Here is an 18,153-nt window from a genome sequence, read left to right as displayed (position 1 = left end):
GTAGATACTGATGATGAAGACGCCGCTTCTGCTTTCTTCGATGATCGAGAGGGCTGAACGCTATTTTCCCGAGAAATATGTCATCTCGCGGACGCACACCGGGATTCAGCGGATTCCGTATCGTGAAATTGCAAAACGGACACGCCGGCTTGCGAGTGCGCTGGAAAAACTCGGCATGAAAAAAGGAGACCGGATCGGTACGTTTGCATGGAACCACCACCGCCATTTGGAGGCCTATTTTGCCGTGCCATGCCGCGGGGCTGTCCTTCATATGGTTAACATCCGTTTGTCAGAAGACCACCTCACCCATGTCATTAACCATGCGGAAGATAAAATTTTGCTGATCGATGTAGATCTCGTCCCGGTGATTGAAAAAATCCGGGATCGCCTGAAAACGGTCGAGCATTTTATCATTATGAGCGATGAGAAGGCGATTCCGGAAACTACCTTGTTTCCTGTCTCCTCTTATGAAGCCATCCTGGAAGAAGGCGACGAGCGTTATCCGTTTTTACACGACCTTGATGAACATGCGCCAGCCGCGATGTGCTACACGTCGGCAACGACCGGCTATCCGAAAGGGGTTGTCTATTCCCACCGCGGCCTTTATTTGCACAGCATGGCGCTCGGGCTTAGTGACCAGCTCAGCGTTCAGGAACGCGACATCGCCATGACGGTCGTTCCGATGTTTCATGTCAATGCCTGGGGGCTTCCCTATGCAGCCACCTGGTTCGGGGCAACCCAGGTGCTGCCGGGGCCTTCTTTTACACCGGAAATTCTCGCACAGCTCATTGAAAAAGAAAAAGTCACGATGACAGCAGGCGTCCCGACGATTTGGATCGGCATGCTGAAAGTGCTGCAGGAAAAGCCGTATGATATCAGCAGCCTCCGCCTGATCGTAAGCGGGGGTGCGGCATCGCCTAAGGGATTGATCCGTGCTTACGAGGAAACGTACAAAGTGCCGTTTATGACCGGCTACGGGATGACGGAAACGACCCCGGTTGTTTCGCTGGCCACGTTAAAAAGCAGTATGGACTCATTTACCGTGGACGAAATTGCGGATGTGAGAGGAAAAACCGGGCTGCCTGTTCCCGGTGTTGAGGTAAAAGTCGTCAATGAGAACGGGGAAGTGCCATGGGACGGAAAAACAATGGGGGAACTGACCGTAAGAGGGCCGTGGATCGCGGATGAATATTACTGTGACGAGCGCACGCAGGAAGCATTCAGGGACGGCTGGCTGTATACCGGGGATATTGCGGTCGTGGACCAGGATGGGTACCTGAAGATTACCGACCGGACAAAAGATCTGATCAAAAGCGGCGGTGAATGGATTTCTTCTGTGGAAATTGAAAACGCTCTCATGTCGCATGAAGCGGTCTTTGAAGCAGCCGTCATTGCCGTTCCCCACCCGAAATGGCAGGAACGCCCGCTCGGCTGTGTGGTTTTAAAAAGCGGATATGAAAACAAAATCACGGCCGCGGAACTAAAAGATTATTTAAAAACCCAATTTGCCTCATGGTGGGTCCCGGACGACATTTTGTTTATGAAAGAAATCCCGAAAACGTCCGTCGGCAAGTTTTTAAAACGGGCATTGCGAGAACAGCTGCAGGACCATTATGCAGGCGTGCAGTAATGCATGTGGGAAAAAGCCGGAATCTTCCTATGGATTTCGGCTTTTTCATTCGATAATATAAAGGGGAGAGGTTTTAACGGAATGACGAAAGGATTCAAATGGAAATGCCCAAAACATGGAAGAAAAAGAAGCGGAACCGGGGTAAAACGTGGATCGTCCTGCTTATTCCGGTCATCGTGTTAAGCGCCTATTTTATTTTCGAAGAGAACATCCAGAAAAAAACGAATCCCCAAATCCCTGAAAAATATTTGTCCATCTATTTGGAAGCAGAGAAAATATACGGGGTTCCCTGGTATGTGCTTGCTGCCCATCACCGGGTGGAAACCAGGTTTTCAACGATGAAGCCGATGGTCTCGCCGACCGGGGCCCAAGGCCCGATGCAATTTATGCCGTGCACATTTGTCGGCTGGAAGCACCCGTCATGCAGCGGCCTTGGAAAAGGAGACATCCCGGAAAGGGAAGAAACGGACCCAGCTGTCATCAAAAAATACGGAGGATACGGCGTCGATGCGGACGGGGACGGGAAAGCAGACCCGTTTAACGATAAAGACGCGATTTTCAGCGCGGCAAATTATTTGTCGAAAAACGGGGCAGCAAACGGGCAGATTCAAAAAGCGGTTTTTGCGTATAACCACAGCCGCAAATACGTGTCCGAAGTGATGTACTATGTACGCCTTTATCAAAAAGAAGGTTTAGAAAAAGCAAGCAAATAAAAAAGGGCGGTTCCGGCCGCCCTTTTTTACGGTTATGCTTTTCTTGCCGTTCTTAAAATAAAGCTTAATACAAAGACGAGAATGATCGCCCCGATTAAAGCCGGTATGATCGCCATCCCTGCGATATGCGGCCCCCAGTTTCCGAAAATCGCGCCGCCAAGCCATGCACCGACAATCCCGGCAATAATATTCCCGATGATACCGCCCGGGATGTCCCGTCCCATGATCAATCCTGCAAGCCATCCGATAATCCCGCCTACGATCAAATATAGAATAAACGACATTTTCACATTCCTCCTGTTAACTTAAGTTTCATATCTTGTTTTATCGAACTTGTTGTACTTATTGCCTTTTTTGTACCGGGCTAAACATGGGCGGGCATATTCTAAAACGTCTAAAATGACAAATATGCGGCACTTTTCAGGGGAAAGCCGGCAATCCTTTGGTTTAAAGTTTACATATCATGACCGGGATTATGCTTTTGCCTTGAATGATTCCGGTTTTTAACCTTTTTTGACCCGCTTAACGGTTCCGGCTGCCCGCTGTTGGTTGTTTTTGGCTGGTTTCTGCGGATATCATTTCCGTCATTTTTATTCACCATTTTCATCCCTCCAACTATACAATTTGCTTTTTGCAAAGCGGTTATGCAGCATATCATGAAAAAAATTGAACATACTATCTTTTGAAGGAGAGATGACAATGCCTTACCATAAAGACAAACAGCAGGCGTTTCAAGCGGCCGGGCAGCACATGGCCCTGGCGGAAGACATCCTGCAGAATTTGGACATGGGCAGTGAAGACGCCGGGCACCAGCTCGCCCATTTGAAAGAAGAAATCAACGAAACGTACCAGGAGATCGAAAATGCGCTCGAAGTGGCGAGCGAAACGCAACGGGTGCAATTGGAACAGTTCCGGCGCGATTTGGATAAAATCGTAAAACATACAGGTTTGCATTAAAGCGGGGAGAAAGATCCCTGCTTTTTTTCATCTGCGCCCGGATCTGGTATAATATAGAATTGTATCAGGCCTGCGACGGGAAGGTTTATACATAATGAAAAGCAATGAACAGGAGGGAATCAAAATGGCTTTGCCAAATTTTGAACAGAATTTACAAAAATATGCGAAATTGCTCGTGGCAAAAGGCATCAATGTGAAACAGGGCGACTGGGTAAAAGTATATATTGCAGTCGACCAGGCAAAACTTGCGCGCCTTGTCGTAAAAGAAGCGTATGCACTGGGAGCGGAAAAAGTAATCGTCGAATGGTCGGATGATGAAATTACAAAACAGCATTACCTGAACCAGCCGCAGGAAGTGCTGACGCATATTCCGGATTACAAAATTGCCGAGACGGAAGACCATGTGCTTAACCATAAAGTGAGCCGGCTGTCTATTCTTTCCAGCGACCCCGGCCTGCTCAATGAGGTCGATCCGCACAAAGTGGCCGCTTATCAAAATACAGCGGCGAAAGCTTTCAAAGCGCAGCGGGTTGCAACGCAAAATGACGATATCAAATGGACGGTTGCTGCAGCGGCGGGGGCCGGATGGGCAAAAGCAGTATTTTCGGATTTAGAAACCGAAGAAGCACAGGTCGATGCGCTTTGGGACCAGATTTTTAAAACATGCCGTGTCTACGCGGACGACCCGGTTGCCGCCTGGGAACAACATAAACAGAAGTTAAATGAAAAAGCGGCGAAGCTAAACGGCATTCAATTCGATGCCCTTCATTATACGGCGCCGGGGACGGACCTTACACTCGGCCTTCCAAAAAACCATATTTGGGCCAGTGCGGGCAGCGTGAACCCGAAAGGCGAAGAATTCATTGCTAATATGCCGACAGAGGAAGTGTTTACTGCACCGGATACGCACAGGATGGAAGGCGTCGTGCGCAGCACAAAACCTTTAAGTTATGCAGGCACTTTAATCGAAGGCATTGTTGTCCATTTCAAAGACGGGAAAATTGTCGATATTTCTGCTGAAAAAGGCGAAGAAGCGATCAAAAAACTCGTATTTGAAAACGAAGGTGCAACAGGGCTCGGGGAAGTTGCGCTTGTACCGGATCCGTCGCCGATTTCCCAGTCCGGCATTACATTTTTCAATACATTGTTTGACGAGAATGCCTCAAACCACCTGGCCATTGGCGCAGCCTATCCGACAACGATCCAGGGCGGCACGAAAATGAGCGAAGAAGAACTGTTAAAACACGGCATGAACGTCTCCAATGTCCACGTTGACTTTATGATCGGCTCTGCTGATATGAATATTGACGGCATCAAACAGGATGGAACCGTTGTTCCGGTTTTCCGCAATGGGGACTGGGCCATCTAAAGAAAAACATCAATATTATATTGATAAAAATTCTCAATGGACAAAACAAAGAAATCAGCTTGTCAAGCTGATTTCTTTGCCATGCTACTGGTTTTTCTTGCGTTTTTTGTTAAACTGCCTTTCTTTTTCCGTTAAAGGCTCGTTTGAAAATTCTTCATTGTATCCGGCGCCTTTCCCTTGCGCTTTTGCCGCATTCATGCCCGGCCGGATATGGTTTGCTTTTTGTCTTGTCACAAGGCTCACCTCCCTGGCCACAGTTTCAGTATGTTGAATAAAGGGAAAATCATACCTTGTCGATAAATTTTTTGCAAACCAAATGGCAGGCGATATAATTAAAACTTATCACGGACAATAATATTATTGTTATTTACTTATGTCATTTATTGTAATATGATGAAGCTGTGGGGCGTTTTTTACGAATCATTCTGTTAATCTTTTAATTGATGAAAATACGAATCATGACAAAGGGGGAAAAGACATGTCCAATGATGTCTTTAAAGCGCGTACCGTTTTTGAAGTAAATGGGAAACGCTATCACTATTACCGCCTGACAGCGCTGCAGGACGCAGGAGTCGCCAATGTTGCGCGCCTGCCTTATTCGATTAAAGTGCTGCTTGAATCGGTGCTCCGCCAAATGGACGGCCGCGCGATTACGAAAGAACATGTTGAAGACTTGGCGAAATGGGGATCGGATGAAGTAAAGGACAAAGAAGTCCCGTTTAAACCGTCGCGCGTTATTTTGCAGGATTTTACCGGTGTCCCGGTTGTTGTTGATCTTGCTTCCCTCCGCAAAGCGATGGCTGATTTGGGCGGAAACGCGGATAAAATCAATCCGGAAGTGCCGGTTGACCTTGTGATCGACCACTCGGTTCAGGTTGACAAATACGGCGCGCCGGATGCCCTTCAGGTGAATATGGATTTTGAATTCAAACGCAATGCCGAACGCTATAAATTTTTAAACTGGGCACAAAAAGCGTTTGACAATTACCGTGCCGTTCCGCCTGCAACGGGGATTGTCCACCAGGTAAACCTTGAGTATCTGGCAAGTGTCGTCCATGAAAAAGAACTGGAAAACGGCGAATATGAAACGTATCCGGATACCCTCGTCGGGACCGATTCCCATACGACAATGGTCAATGGACTCGGGGTGCTCGGATGGGGTGTCGGCGGCATTGAAGCGGAAGCCGGCATGCTCGGCCAGCCTTCGTATTTCCCAATTCCGGAAGTTATCGGCGTAAAAATGACCGGATCGCTTCCGAACGGGGCAACCGCAACCGACCTTGCGTTAAAAGTCACCCAGCTTTTGCGCCAAAAAGGCGTGGTCGGCAAATTTGTCGAATTCTTTGGCCCGGGCGTCTCAACGCTGCCGCTTGCAGACCGTGCGACGATTGCAAACATGGCGCCTGAATACGGGGCAACTTGCGGTTTCTTCCCGGTTGACGATGAGTCGCTTGCCTATTTGCGCTTAACCGGCCGCAGCGAAGAACATGTAAAAGTGGTGGAAACTTACTTGAAAGAAAACGGCATGTTCTTTACGCCGGACAAAGAAGACCCGGTTTATACGGATGTGCTTGAACTGAACCTTTCTGAAATTGAAGCCAACCTTTCCGGCCCGAAACGCCCGCAGGATTTGATTCCGTTATCGCAAATGCAGTCTGCTTTCCAAAAAGCGATTACGGCGCCTGCCGGCAACCAAGGTTTCGGACTGGATGAAAAAGAGCTCGATAAAGAAGCTGTGATCCATTTTAACAACGGCGAAACAGCTGCGATAAAAACCGGCGCAGTCGCCATTGCAGCGATTACGAGCTGCACAAACACTTCAAACCCTTACGTTATGCTCGGGGCCGGCCTGCTTGCGAAAAAAGCGGTTGAAAAAGGGCTGGAAGTGCCGAAATATGTGAAAACATCGCTTGCGCCTGGATCAAAAGTCGTGACCGGCTACTTAAAAGACTCCGGTTTAATGCCGTACCTCGAACAACTTGGCTTTAACCTGGTCGGTTATGGTTGTACAACCTGTATCGGAAACTCCGGTCCGTTGAAGGAAGAAATTGAAAAAACCATCATGGACAATGATTTGCTCGTAACGAGTGTCCTTTCCGGGAACCGGAATTTTGAAGGCCGGATCCATCCGCTTGTCAAAGCCAACTATCTGGCTTCGCCGCCGCTTGTCGTTGCTTATGCGCTCGCAGGAACGGTGAATATCGATTTAAACCATGACCCGATCGGCAAAGACAAAGACGGCCAAGACGTCTACCTGAAGGATATTTGGCCGCAAGCGGATGAAATCAAAGAAAATGTCCAAAAAGTCGTCACGCCGGAACTGTTCCGCAAACAATATGAAAACGTCTTTACCGACAATGAACGGTGGAATGCGATCGAAACGAGCGACGAACCGCTGTATACATGGGATGCGGAATCGACTTACATCCAAAATCCGCCGTTCTTTGAAAATCTCTCGCCTGAACCGGGCGAAGTACAGCCGCTTTCAGGCATGCGTGTCATCGGCAAATTCGGCGATTCGGTGACAACCGACCATATCTCGCCTGCGGGTGCGATCGGTAAAGACACACCTGCCGGAAAATATCTGTTGTCAAAAGGAGTCGAACCGCGTGACTTTAACTCTTATGGTTCCCGCCGCGGCAACCATGAAGTCATGATGCGCGGAACATTCGCCAACATCCGCATCCGCAACCAGATTGCACCGGGTACGGAAGGCGGCTATACGACTTACTGGCCGACGAATGAAGTGACGTCGATTTATGATGCTGCCATGCGTTATAAAGAAAACGGCACCGGCCTTGTGGTTCTCGCCGGCAAAGATTACGGCATGGGCTCATCGCGCGACTGGGCGGCAAAAGGCACATACCTGCTCGGCATTAAAACCGTGATTGCGGAAAGCTTTGAACGGATCCACCGTTCCAACCTCGTTCTCATGGGCGTGCTGCCGCTGCAGTTCAAAAAAGGCGAAAATGCCGACACGCTCGGCTTAACTGGCAAAGAAACATTTGATGTCCATATTGACGAAAATGTTAAACCGCATGACTGGGTAAAGGTTACGGCAACTGACGAAAACGGGAAGAAAACGGAATTTGAAGCGCTTGTCCGGTTCGATTCCGACGTAGAAATTGACTATTACCGCCACGGCGGCATCCTGCAAATGGTGCTGCGCGAAAAACTGCAGCAGTCCAAAAATGAAGTGCAATCAAAATCATAATGTTTAAAAAAGCTGCGGCAGAAGCCGCAGCTTTTTTTTGAACCAAATTTATAATTTTTCCCATAATTGCCCATACTAAGTAAAAATACTTGTAAGGAGTGGGCAAATATGAGAAAAACCCATAAAAAGACCTTTTCGGATCTTGTTGCCGAAAATAAACAGGAACTGTTGCGCGACAGGGATGCGCTGATGCGGATAGAAGAACGGCTGGACCGGAAACACGAGATGAAATTAGCAGAATAAGCCACTGTTTGTGGATCATAATCCGCTTTCCTCCGGGGGAAAATGTATGAGGAGGGGGGAGATGTGATGAGCAATCCAAACAAGAAAAGCAAATATTTCGTTCCCGATCATCTTGGCACGCAGCCGCGCGGATTTTCCGGCAATAAGGGGAAGAAGATGCAGGACCGTTCGGGACAGCATGCACAGGTGATACAGACAAAAGGGGAGTAGCTTCAACAGCCGAAGGAGGAGAACACAATGGCGCATAACCGGCCGAAACCGGACGATCGCAGCGATAATGTGGAAAAACTGCAAAACATGATCCACAATACGATCGAAAACATGGAAAGCGCGGAAGAATCGCTTGCTGTTACAAGTGATGAAACGCAAATCCAACAAATAAAGGAAAAAAATGAGAGGCGCCGTGAAAGCCTCGAAGCGATGAGAACCGAGGTAAAAGACGAAGCCGCATACAAACAGCAGCAATAAACGAAAACGGCCTTTCGACGGAAAACAGCAGCGTTTCTTTGGAACCACGCCTTTTCCCTCTCGGAAAGGCCGTTTTTTCTCCCTTTTTGCTGCGGCCATGCGTGCATGCGAACCTTTTCCCGGCCCTGTATCAGGCATCCTTTTAGGAGGGGGAATTTTCTTTATGCTAAAATAAAGATGTTGACTGTACATATGAAAGAGGTGTCCGGGATGTTTGTATCAGAAGCAGAAATCAAAGTGCGATATGCGGAAACAGACCAAATGGGGGTTGTGTACCATGCTAATTATCTTGTCTGGATGGAAGTGGGGCGGACGAAATTAATCGAAGACCTTGGCTTCCGCTATGCAGATATGGAAAAAGACGGGATTTTGTCGCCGGTCATCGATATTCAAATTTCATACAAAAAACCGGCCCGTTACGGGGAAACGGTGACCGTGAAAACATGGGTCGATGCATATGACGGGCTGCGCGTAAAGTACGGCTATGAGGTTTACACAGAAACCGGCGACCTTGCCGTGGCCGCGAGTTCAACACATGTCTGCGTAAAAAAAGACAGTTTCCGCCCGGTTGCGTTCCGCCGCCTCTACCCAAAATGGCATGAAGCATATGAAAAAGCAAAAAAATCATAAAGCGGGGGATGAATTTTGGCTTTTGGCATACACCGCAACCAGGTCAAAGCGTGGAAAGCGGCGATTGACCACGGGGAAATTGCGTTTTTAACGCATTTTTGGCTGGACGACCGTTTCCCCAGCGCAAAATCGGTCACAAAAGTCGGCTGTAAAGATCTTGAGAAACTCGCTGCATGGGGAGCGCGCTACCAGCTGAAAAAAGAATGGATCCATGTCCGCAAAGACGGTTACAGCCATTTTGACCTGCTTGGCCAAAAACAGCGGGAGATTTTGCAAAAAGAAGGGCGCCTTGCGGAAACAAAAAAATTTTTAAAATAAAAAACCGGCATCACTGGCAGCAAAAGAGCAGCTGCCGGATGATCCCGGTTTTAACCTTTTTTATATTCGTATACCGGTTCATCCCGTTCCGGGTCGTACCCGATATACAAATCATGGCCGTCAAAATACCATTCGTCCGTGCTTTCAATGAAAAAGGCATTGCCGTTCCGTTCAACGGCCGCCGCCGGATCGTCGGGAATGTCCTTTTGAACGCCAAGTGAAAATCCGTGCTGGATAGGCGTGGAACCGCCATATTTGGCAAAAAAGCGGACGGATTCGCCGTCATCCAGTTCCAGTTCCCTTTTAAACCAGTTTACCGCCTCATCTGTAATGTGAATTTTCATGCCGCCACTTCCTTCCAACTGCCTTTTGCATTTTCATTATAGACCAAAGCACGCTTTTCCCCTAACCTTTTGCCTCTGGACCGGTTCCGGGTTTGCAGGAAATATCCGGTTTTAGAAAAAATGGCTGCCTTACATCCATTTGACTTTCGGCTCGGTCTTATTTTTAATCCGCTTAATATTGGCTTTATGGCGGTAAATAATGAAAGAGGCGAGCGCCAGAACGATGACAAACAGCGGCCAGTCATGCGTCACGATCATATAAATGAGCGTATACAGGATGCCAAAAACAGCCGCCATGATAGAAGAAAGCGAAACGTATTTGCTCCATTTTAATGTAATCAAAAAAACGATGATGACCATGACAAACAATGGCCATTGATAGGCAAGAACAACGCCGGCGGAAGTTGCCACCGCTTTGCCGCCTTTAAATTTGGCAAATACCGGAAGCATATGGCCGATAACAGCGATCATCCCGATTAAAAGCGGGTGCACCGTATGCTCCAGGCCAAAAAAGTGGGGCAATAAGGTGGCGATTGTCCCTTTCAGAATATCCACCACTGTTACGACACTGCCGGCTTTGAACCCGAGCACACGGAACGTATTGGTCGCACCGAGATTTCCGCTGCCGTGTTCGCGGATGTCTATACCGTAAAAAAGCTTACCAACGATCAGGCCTGTCGGGATTGAGCCGAGCAGGTAAGCCAAAAGGATCATCAGGACAATATTCATGTACAAAACTCCTTGGAAAAAATCTATGCTTATTGTAGCATGTTCTTAAAGGAAAGAGGAATATTTTTTGCCGATTCCGTGCAGATTTTCTAACCGAGCAGGAATTGGAAAAGATCAAGTGAATGTTTAAGTTGGGATCAGACTGGCGAAAGTACAAGAAAGGAGAGGTGTTGATCAAATGGCAATCGAAAATCCGAGCAGGGAAGAAATCAGGGAAATTTTACAAAAAGCAAAACGAATTGCAGTGGTTGGCTTGAGCAATAACCCGGAAAAAACATCTTATACGGTAGCCAAAGCCATGCAGGATGCCGGCTATGAGATTATTCCGGTCAATCCGAAAGCAACGGAAATTCTCGGGGAAAAGGCTGTTCCGTCTTTAAAAGATATCGAAGGCCATGTGGACATTGTCGATATTTTCAGGCGGCCCGAATATTTGCCGGAGCTGGCACGGGAGTTTGATGAAATCGATGCGGATGTTTTCTGGGCGCAACTTGGCATCGAAAACGAAGAAGCGTACCGGTTTTTAAAAGAAAAAGGCTATACGGTAGTGATGAACCGCTGCATTAAAGTGGAACATGCCCTGACAAAATAGGCTTTTTCAAGCAGGCGCCAGCTTAAAGGGCGCTTGCTTTCTTTATATTTTCCCAATAAAACGGCCGTTTACTGGAGAAGTTTTTATAACCGTTGCTTTGCCCCTCCCGTTCCCGTCATTTCCGCATGCCCTTTTACAAATTCCGTTTTATCGTTAAAATGAGTATGATAAAAACGGCAAATGATGTTATAATGAGAACGAATATTTGTTCTTATGAACGCCGGTGCACGTGCTTTGCAATTGAAAGGGGAATAGATGTGGCGAAGAAACAAAATATATTGGAATATAATGATGATGCAATCCAGGTGCTGGAAGGGCTGGAGGCCGTAAGGAAAAGGCCGGGCATGTACATCGGGTCGACCGATGCGCGCGGTTTGCACCATCTTGTCTATGAAATCGTCGACAATGCGGTGGATGAGGCGCTGTCCGGGTACGGAAACCATATCATCGTCAACATTCACAAAGATAACAGCATCAGCGTCCAGGACTTCGGGCGCGGCATGCCGGTCGGGATGCACAAGCTCGGTAAGCCGACGACAGAAGTGATCTTGACGATTTTGCACGCCGGCGGAAAATTTGGGCAGGGCGGCTATAAAACGAGCGGCGGCCTGCACGGTGTCGGCGCGTCCGTCGTCAATGCCCTGTCGGAATGGCTTGTTGTTACCATACATCGCGACGGTTACGTGTATGAACAGCGTTTCCGTGACGGCGGCAAACCGGAAACAACGCTCGAGAAAACCGGGAAAACCAATAAGACCGGCACAACGATCCATTTTAAACCCGACCCGTCCATTTTTAGCACCATCACTTTTAACTACGATACATTATGCGAACGGCTGCGCGAATCGGCCTTTCTTTTAAAAGGGTTAAAAATTGAAATCACTGATGAACGTTTCGGGCGGCATGATCTGTTCCACTACGAAAACGGCATTGAAGCCTTTGTCCAGTACTTGAACGAAGGAAAAGAAGTGCTCCATCCGGTTGTGTTTATCGAGGGGGAAACAAACGGAATCGAAGCGGAATTTGCGTTTCAGTTTAACGACGGCTTTTCGGAAAACATTTTATCTTTCGTGAACAACGTGCGCACGAAAGACGGCGGCACGCACGAAGCCGGGGCAAAAACGGCATTGACGCGCGTCGTGAACGATTATGCAAGAAAAACCGGGCTGTTAAAAGAAAAAGATAAAAACTTAGAAGGGACGGATATCCGCGAAGGGCTGTCCGCCATTATTTCCGTCCGCATTCCGGAAGAACTGCTCCAATTTGAAGGACAAACGAAAGGGAAACTTGGCACAAGTGAAGCCCGCTCTGCAGTTGATACGATTGTTTCGGAACACCTTTCTTATTTTCTTGAAGAAAACCCGGATACGAGCAATCTTTTAATCCGGAAAGCCATCAAGGCGTCGCAGGCAAGGGAAGCAGCGAGGAAAGCACGGGAAGAAGCGAGAAGTGGCAAAAAGCGGAAGAAATCGGAAACGACTTTGTCCGGAAAGCTGACGCCGGCGCAAAGCCGCAATCCGCAGCGGAACGAACTGTATCTCGTTGAAGGGGATTCCGCGGGCGGTTCTGCGAAACAGGGGCGCGACCGGAAATTCCAGGCTGTTTTGCCGCTGCGCGGAAAAGTCATCAATACGGAAAAAGCAAAGCTTGCGGATATTTTTAAAAATGAAGAAATCAATACCATTATTTATACGATTGGTGCCGGCGTCGGCCCTGAATTCAATTTGGAAGACGTCAATTACGACAAAGTCATTATTATGACCGATGCCGACACGGACGGTGCCCACATCCAGGTGCTGCTTCTTACGTTCTTTTACCGCTATATGCGGCCTTTGATTGAAGCGGGAAAAGTGTACATCGCGCTGCCACCGCTTTATAAAGTCAGCAAAGGCACCGGCAGGAAAGAAATCGTGGAATATGCTTGGACCGAAAAAGAACTGGATGAAACGATCAAAAAAGTCGGGCGCGGCTATATCCTGCAGCGTTATAAAGGGCTCGGTGAAATGAACGCCGACCAGCTTTGGGAAACGACGATGAATCCGGAAACGCGGACTTTGATCCGTGTCCGTATTGATGATGCGGCCCGGGCTGAACGGCGGGTGACCACGCTTATGGGCGATAAGGTTGAACCGCGCCGGCAATGGATTGAAAATCATGTGGAATTCGGGCTTGAGGACGACACCAATATTTTAGACAATGAGAATTTGATGATTGAGGAAGGGGACATGAACGGATGAAGACGGCTGAACGTTTTCAAGATTTGCCTTTGGAAGAGGTGCTGGGCGACCGCTTCGGCCGGTACAGCAAATATATTATTCAGGATCGTGCCCTTCCGGATGCGCGGGACGGCCTGAAGCCGGTGCAGCGGCGGATTCTTTATGCGATGCATGTAGAGGGTAACACTGCTGACAAGCATTTCCGGAAATCGGCAAAAACGGTCGGCAACGTCATCGGCAATTACCATCCGCACGGGGATTCTTCCGTTTATGAAGCGATGGTGCGGATGAGCCAGGACTGGAAGCTGCGAAACGTGCTCATTGAAATGCACGGCAATAACGGGAGCATTGACGGCGACCCGGCCGCGGCCATGCGGTATACAGAAGCAAGGCTCGCCCCGATTGCATCCGAACTCCTTCATGATATTGATAAAGAAACGGTTAAATTTATCCCGAATTTCGATGATACCGCAAATGAGCCGGTTGTGCTGCCCGCCCGGTTTCCCAACCTGCTCGTGAACGGATCAACCGGCATCTCGGCCGGATATGCAACCGAAATTCCGCCGCACCACCTCGGGGAAATCATTGACGGGGCCATCATGCGGATGGAAAACCCGGATTGCACGGTGGACGACCTGATGACAGTCATAAAAGGCCCCGATTTTCCAACAGGCGGCATTGTCCAGGGAATTGACGGGATTAAAAAAGCGTATGAAACCGGCAAAGGCAAAATGGTCGTAAGAGGCAGGACATCGATCGAAGAGATCCGCGGCGGGCGAAAGCAAATTGTCATCGCAGAGATTCCTTATGAAGTCAATAAAGCCAATCTTGTCAAAAAAATCGACGAGCTCCGGATTGACCGGAAAGTGGAAGGCATATCCGAAGTCCGCGATGAAACCGACCGGACCGGGCTCCGGATTGTGATCGAACTGAAAAAAGATGCGGATGCAGATAGCGTCCTGAATTATTTATTCAAAAACACTGATCTCCAGGTTTCCTACAATTTCAACATGGTGGCCATCCATAACCGTCGGCCGCAGCTGATGGGCCTCCGTGAACTGCTCGATGCTTATATTGAGCACCAGAAAGAAGTGGTCACAAAAAGAACGGAATTCGATCTCAAAAAAGCGCGTGACCGCAAGCATATTGTTGACGGCCTGATGAAGGCACTTTCCATCCTGGATGAAGTCATTGCAGCGATTCGGGCATCCAAAGATAAAAAAGATGCAAAAGCGAACTTAATCGCAAAGTTTGCTTTTACCGAACCCCAGGCTGAAGCGATTGTCACGCTGCAGCTCTACCGCCTGACCAATACGGACATTACGACGCTGGAAAATGAGGCGGCAGACCTTGAGAAAAAAATTGAGACCTATCTCGCGATTTTATCCAGCGAGAAAAAACTGTTTACGGTGATCAAAAAAGAACTGAGAGATATCCGGAAAAAATACGCGGATAACAGAAGGACAACGATTGAAGCGGAAATACAGGAATTAAAAATCAATCTGGAAGCGATGATCCCGAATGAAGATGTGATGGTCACCATTACAAAAGACGGTTATATCAAACGGACAAGCCTCCGTTCATATACTGCTTCAAACGGCCGGGACCTTGCTATTAAAGACAGCGACCGCCTGCTCTTTAAACGGCAGCTCAATACCGTCCAGACGGTGCTGCTTTTCACAAATAAAGGGAGCTATATCTATTTGCCGGTCCATGAACTGCCGGATATCCGCTGGAAAGATCTCGGGCAGCATGTTTCCAATCTTGTGGCGCTTGAGCGCGATGAAAGCATCATCAAAGTGCTCCCGATTGAAGATTTCAACCAGCCGCAGTTTATTTTGTTTTTTACGAAAAACGGCATGGCGAAGAAAACGGAATTGCAGCAGTACCAGGCACAGCGCTATTCGAAAGCCCTTGTCGCAATAAACTTAAAGGGCGATGATGAAGTGGTCGATGTCCACCTGACAGACGGCTCGAAAGAAGTCTTCCTCGCTTCCCGCCTCGGTTACGGGCTCCGGTTTGATGAAGCGGAAATCAGCGTTGTCGGCCAGCGGGCAGCAGGGGTAAAAGGCATGAACCTGAAAGAAGGCGACCGGCTCGTTAGCGGGAAAATCATTGAAGATCCGGAAAAAGATAAAGTTTTCATTGCCACCCAAAGAGGCGCCGTCAAGAAGATGAAAGTGTCCGAATTTGACAAAACAAGCCGGGCCAAACGCGGCGTCCTCATGCTGCGCGAATTAAAAGCCCATCCGCACCGGATCGCCGGGGCCGTGATTGCAGGCAATGGGGAAACCGTCTCGGTCGTAACGGAAAAAGGGCATCAGGAAGACATTCCACTCCATGACTTGCGCGACCATGACCGTTATTCAAATGGCTCATTTGCCATTGATGAAGAAGAAAACGGGACAGTGGCAGAAGTATGGAAGCAGGAACCGGAAGAGGCTGCCGCGGAAGAAAACGATTGAAAAAAGTGTTTGCCGTTTTCGGCAAACACTTTTTTCATCTTCAGGCAAGTTTTACATAATTCTATTCTTGCGGCGTATCCTAAAGGAAAACGGATGCGGGGTGAGAAGATGAAAAAAGAATACATGCTTGCACTGCTCGCATTATGGTTTATGGCAGCCGGCACGGTTGTGATCGCGGACGCGGGCGGGAAGACGAAAGCCGGCAAAATGGTGATTCACCGGTATGAGGCGGATGTAACCGGGGACGGAAAAAAGGATGCGATTATACTGGAAGGCATCCCGTTTGCTGCTGGCAGCCCGTATATGAAAAAGATTTGGGCGCGGATTGCCGCGTCGGAAGGAAAGAAATATAAACTGCCGTATGAGCCCGGGTATGAACCGGAAATCCGGTTCACCGACCTCAACCATGACGGTGTAAAGGACATGCTCGGATCAAGCAACAGCGGCGGAAGCGGGGGCATAAACCAGTACCGCCTCGATACGCTGAAAGGCGGCATTTTAAAATATTTGCCGATGCCGCCCGTGTTAAAGCTTAGCGGCAAATTTGAAAATGCCCTGTCGGCAAGGCTTAACATTGAAAATACGAACGAAACATTCCTGATTGATTTAAGAAAACGGAAAAAAGATTATATCCGGCTCGGCATTTACCAAAAGGATGGAATGCTCAATGAACCGTTTGAACTGATGATCGATCCGGTGGCGGTTTACAAACCGGTGAAAATAAAAGGCAAAAAAGGATGCGGGCTCGAAGGTTACCAGCAAATAAGCGGCGCCTATCATGCAGATAAACTGGGCGATGTCAAGGCAACATGGTATTTTGAAGACGGCAAATGGATCCTGGTCCGTGCCAAATGGCAGCCGGCAAATGCATAAAAAAACTCCCGCGCCGGGAGTTTTTTTATGCGGATTTGAAAATTGAAAATGTTTTTGCGCAAAAATAGATTATAATAGTAATAAATTACAAATAAAACAGGGGTAGAGCAGATTGGACAGACAAAAAAGCAAGTACAGATGGATTGTTTTTTTCGCGGTGCTGTTTTCCTATATGGTGATTGTCAGCCAGCGAACGGCACCGGGCTTGATTCCGGATAAACTGATGAGCGAGTTTCATTTGACAGCGTCCGTCATCGGTTTGTTGACAGGTGTGCAGTTTCTCGCTTATGCGGGGCTGCAAATTCCGATTGGGATGTTTTCCGACCGGTTCGGGCCGAATATTTTTCTGGTTACAGGCACTTTATTTAGCGGCATCGGCACGTTCTTATACAGCATCTCGCCGAATGAAGCGTGCCTGCTCATATCCCGGGTGCTCGCCGGCATGGGGGATGCGGCCATTTGGATTAATCTTGTCCTGATCTTAAGCCAGTGGTTTTATGCGAAAGAGTTTGTCGGGCTGATCGGTTATGCCGGCATGGCCGGAAGCGTCGGTTCTTTGCTCGCAACCGTTCCGCTGACAGCCTGGATATCAGCTTCAGGATGGCGCCTGCCGTTTTTTGTAACCGGCATCCTGCTGCTTGCAAGTACGGTGATGCTGTATGCCGTGCTTATCCGGCTGCCGCAAAAACGGGAAGGGGGAGCACATGCGCATGCGAAAGTCCGCCATGAAAAAATGCTTTTGGTACTAAAACGCATCCTGAAAAGCAGGCAGGCGTGGGCTGCCTTTTTATGCCATTTCGGCCTTGTCGGCACATATGTTGGTTTTATCGGCACATGGGCAGTGCCGTACGGGATGCATATTTTCGGCATGGACCGCCCGGAAGCGAGCCAGCTGGTCATGACAGGATTAATCGGGGCCATTATCGGCGCGCCGGTTACCGGATGGATCGCAAGCAGGCTCGGTTCAAGGAAGAAGCCGTATTTGCTGATTCAAACCCTGATTTTTCTCGCATGGACGGTTTTCTTTTTATGCGGGGGCAAACCGCCGTTATTTTTCGCGGTGCTTTTAATGTTTGTCATCGGATATGGCAATGGTGCAAGCGCGCTGACGTTTGCGGTCGTCCGCCACTCCTTTGACGTGAGGGAAGTCGGATCGGTTTCCGGATTTGCCAATACCGGCGGCTTTTTAATCCCGGCGTTCTTTTCGCTTTTTGGCGTGCTCGGGACGGTGATGATCCGGGAAAAAACCCGCGCCGGGGAAAGCCAGGCAGCATAAAGATTTTTAAACGGCGCACAGCAGCTGCCCGTTTGAATTATACCTGAATCCGTGACGAAATTTCCGCTTAAAGGCAAACAAATCGCATAAAATTTAGTATAATTGGTATATCAGAC

20 protein-coding genes are annotated in these 18,153 nt (G+C 48.5%); 15 read left to right on the top strand and 5 right to left on the bottom strand.

What is annotated here, in order from left to right; translation table 11 throughout:
- The first annotated feature begins 10 nt into the window (after positions 1-10).
- Positions 11-1,630 carry a long-chain fatty acid--CoA ligase gene (locus tag NFR98_RS11855; RefSeq protein ID WP_251460174.1) on the top strand — a complete coding sequence of 540 codons (1,620 nt, stop codon included), beginning with the start codon at positions 11-13 and terminating at the stop codon, positions 1,628-1,630.
- Between the two features lie 104 nt (positions 1,631-1,734).
- On the top strand, positions 1,735-2,343 hold the full coding sequence (locus NFR98_RS11850) for a lytic transglycosylase domain-containing protein (RefSeq protein WP_251460182.1): 609 nt from the start codon (positions 1,735-1,737) through the stop codon (positions 2,341-2,343).
- Positions 2,344-2,375: 32 nt separating this feature from the next.
- Here NFR98_RS11850 and NFR98_RS11845 read toward each other — a convergent pair whose 3' ends face one another.
- The gene (locus tag NFR98_RS11845; RefSeq protein ID WP_017550845.1) at positions 2,376-2,627 is read right to left on the bottom strand and encodes a GlsB/YeaQ/YmgE family stress response membrane protein; all 252 of its coding nucleotides are present in this window, start codon (positions 2,625-2,627) and stop codon (positions 2,376-2,378) included.
- Between the two features lie 170 nt (positions 2,628-2,797).
- On the bottom strand, positions 2,798-2,944 hold the full coding sequence (locus NFR98_RS11840; RefSeq protein WP_185740933.1) for a small acid-soluble spore protein P: 147 nt from the start codon (positions 2,942-2,944) through the stop codon (positions 2,798-2,800).
- Positions 2,945-3,042: 98 nt separating this feature from the next.
- Here NFR98_RS11840 and NFR98_RS11835 point away from each other — a divergent pair, with 98 nt between their 5' ends.
- Together NFR98_RS11835 and NFR98_RS11830 are read left to right on the top strand one after the other, a co-directional pair.
- Positions 3,043-3,300: a hypothetical protein gene (locus NFR98_RS11835; RefSeq protein WP_061566580.1), complete on the top strand. Its 258-nt coding sequence runs from the start codon at positions 3,043-3,045 to the stop codon at positions 3,298-3,300.
- Positions 3,301-3,424: 124 nt separating this feature from the next.
- Positions 3,425-4,669: an aminopeptidase gene (locus NFR98_RS11830; protein ID WP_029141600.1), complete on the top strand. Its 1,245-nt coding sequence runs from the start codon at positions 3,425-3,427 to the stop codon at positions 4,667-4,669.
- A gap of 84 nt (positions 4,670-4,753) precedes the next feature.
- On the opposite strand, the gene sspO is transcribed toward NFR98_RS11830, so the two are convergent.
- On the bottom strand, positions 4,754-4,903 hold the full coding sequence (gene sspO / locus NFR98_RS11825) for a small acid-soluble spore protein SspO (protein ID WP_013859306.1): 150 nt from the start codon (positions 4,901-4,903) through the stop codon (positions 4,754-4,756).
- Positions 4,904-5,147: 244 nt separating this feature from the next.
- On the opposite strand from sspO, the gene acnA reads away from it, so the two are divergent.
- From acnA to NFR98_RS11795, 6 genes are all read left to right on the top strand, one after another.
- The gene (gene acnA / locus NFR98_RS11820; RefSeq protein ID WP_251460173.1) at positions 5,148-7,883 is read left to right on the top strand and encodes an aconitate hydratase AcnA; all 2,736 of its coding nucleotides are present in this window, start codon (positions 5,148-5,150) and stop codon (positions 7,881-7,883) included.
- A gap of 108 nt (positions 7,884-7,991) precedes the next feature.
- Positions 7,992-8,126: an FbpB family small basic protein gene (locus NFR98_RS11815; RefSeq protein ID WP_013859308.1), complete on the top strand. Its 135-nt coding sequence runs from the start codon at positions 7,992-7,994 to the stop codon at positions 8,124-8,126.
- Positions 8,127-8,192: 66 nt separating this feature from the next.
- On the top strand, positions 8,193-8,336 hold the full coding sequence (locus NFR98_RS11810; RefSeq protein ID WP_013859309.1) for an acid-soluble spore protein N: 144 nt from the start codon (positions 8,193-8,195) through the stop codon (positions 8,334-8,336).
- Positions 8,337-8,363: 27 nt separating this feature from the next.
- Positions 8,364-8,594, top strand: coding sequence for a small acid-soluble spore protein Tlp (gene tlp, locus NFR98_RS11805; RefSeq protein ID WP_013859310.1), 231 nt, complete (start codon positions 8,364-8,366; stop codon positions 8,592-8,594).
- 210 nt (positions 8,595-8,804) lie between these two features.
- Positions 8,805-9,224, top strand: a complete 420-nt coding sequence (locus NFR98_RS11800; protein ID WP_013859311.1) for an acyl-CoA thioesterase — start codon at positions 8,805-8,807, stop codon at positions 9,222-9,224.
- Between the two features lie 15 nt (positions 9,225-9,239).
- On the top strand, positions 9,240-9,542 hold the full coding sequence (locus NFR98_RS11795; protein ID WP_251460172.1) for a hypothetical protein: 303 nt from the start codon (positions 9,240-9,242) through the stop codon (positions 9,540-9,542).
- Between the two features lie 50 nt (positions 9,543-9,592).
- On the opposite strand, the gene NFR98_RS11790 is transcribed toward NFR98_RS11795, so the two are convergent.
- Positions 9,593-9,886, bottom strand: a complete 294-nt coding sequence (locus NFR98_RS11790) for a HesB/YadR/YfhF family protein (RefSeq protein ID WP_013859313.1) — start codon at positions 9,884-9,886, stop codon at positions 9,593-9,595.
- A 129-nt stretch (positions 9,887-10,015) separates the two neighbouring features.
- Positions 10,016-10,615 (bottom strand): glycerol-3-phosphate 1-O-acyltransferase PlsY, encoded by a 600-nt coding sequence (gene plsY, locus NFR98_RS11785; RefSeq protein WP_251460171.1) that lies wholly within the window; start codon positions 10,613-10,615, stop codon positions 10,016-10,018.
- Between the two features lie 178 nt (positions 10,616-10,793).
- Here plsY and NFR98_RS11780 point away from each other — a divergent pair, with 178 nt between their 5' ends.
- The 5 genes from NFR98_RS11780 (at position 10,794) to NFR98_RS11760 (ending at position 18,037) form a co-directional block, all read left to right on the top strand.
- Positions 10,794-11,207 (top strand): CoA-binding protein, encoded by a 414-nt coding sequence (locus NFR98_RS11780; RefSeq protein ID WP_014098352.1) that lies wholly within the window; start codon positions 10,794-10,796, stop codon positions 11,205-11,207.
- 257 nt (positions 11,208-11,464) lie between these two features.
- Complete coding sequence (parE, locus tag NFR98_RS11775) at positions 11,465-13,444, top strand: DNA topoisomerase IV subunit B (RefSeq protein WP_026104551.1); 1,980 nt, start codon at positions 11,465-11,467, stop codon at positions 13,442-13,444.
- The gene (gene parC / locus NFR98_RS11770) at positions 13,441-15,888 is read left to right on the top strand and encodes a DNA topoisomerase IV subunit A (RefSeq protein ID WP_061087237.1); all 2,448 of its coding nucleotides are present in this window, start codon (positions 13,441-13,443) and stop codon (positions 15,886-15,888) included. The genes parE and parC overlap by 4 nt, the downstream gene beginning before the upstream one ends.
- A 108-nt stretch (positions 15,889-15,996) precedes the next feature.
- On the top strand, positions 15,997-16,761 hold the full coding sequence (locus NFR98_RS11765; protein ID WP_013859318.1) for a YybI family spore inner coat protein: 765 nt from the start codon (positions 15,997-15,999) through the stop codon (positions 16,759-16,761).
- A gap of 112 nt (positions 16,762-16,873) precedes the next feature.
- Complete coding sequence (locus NFR98_RS11760) at positions 16,874-18,037, top strand: MFS transporter (protein ID WP_061087235.1); 1,164 nt, start codon at positions 16,874-16,876, stop codon at positions 18,035-18,037.
- Positions 18,038-18,153: the final 116 nt, after the last annotated feature.

The organism is Weizmannia agrestimuris (assembly GCF_943193165.1).
Taxonomy (GTDB): domain Bacteria; phylum Bacillota; class Bacilli; order Bacillales; family Bacillaceae_C; genus Weizmannia; species Weizmannia faecalis.
The sequence above is the reverse complement of the archived record's forward strand: the minus strand, read 5'-3'. Positions and strand labels throughout refer to the sequence as shown.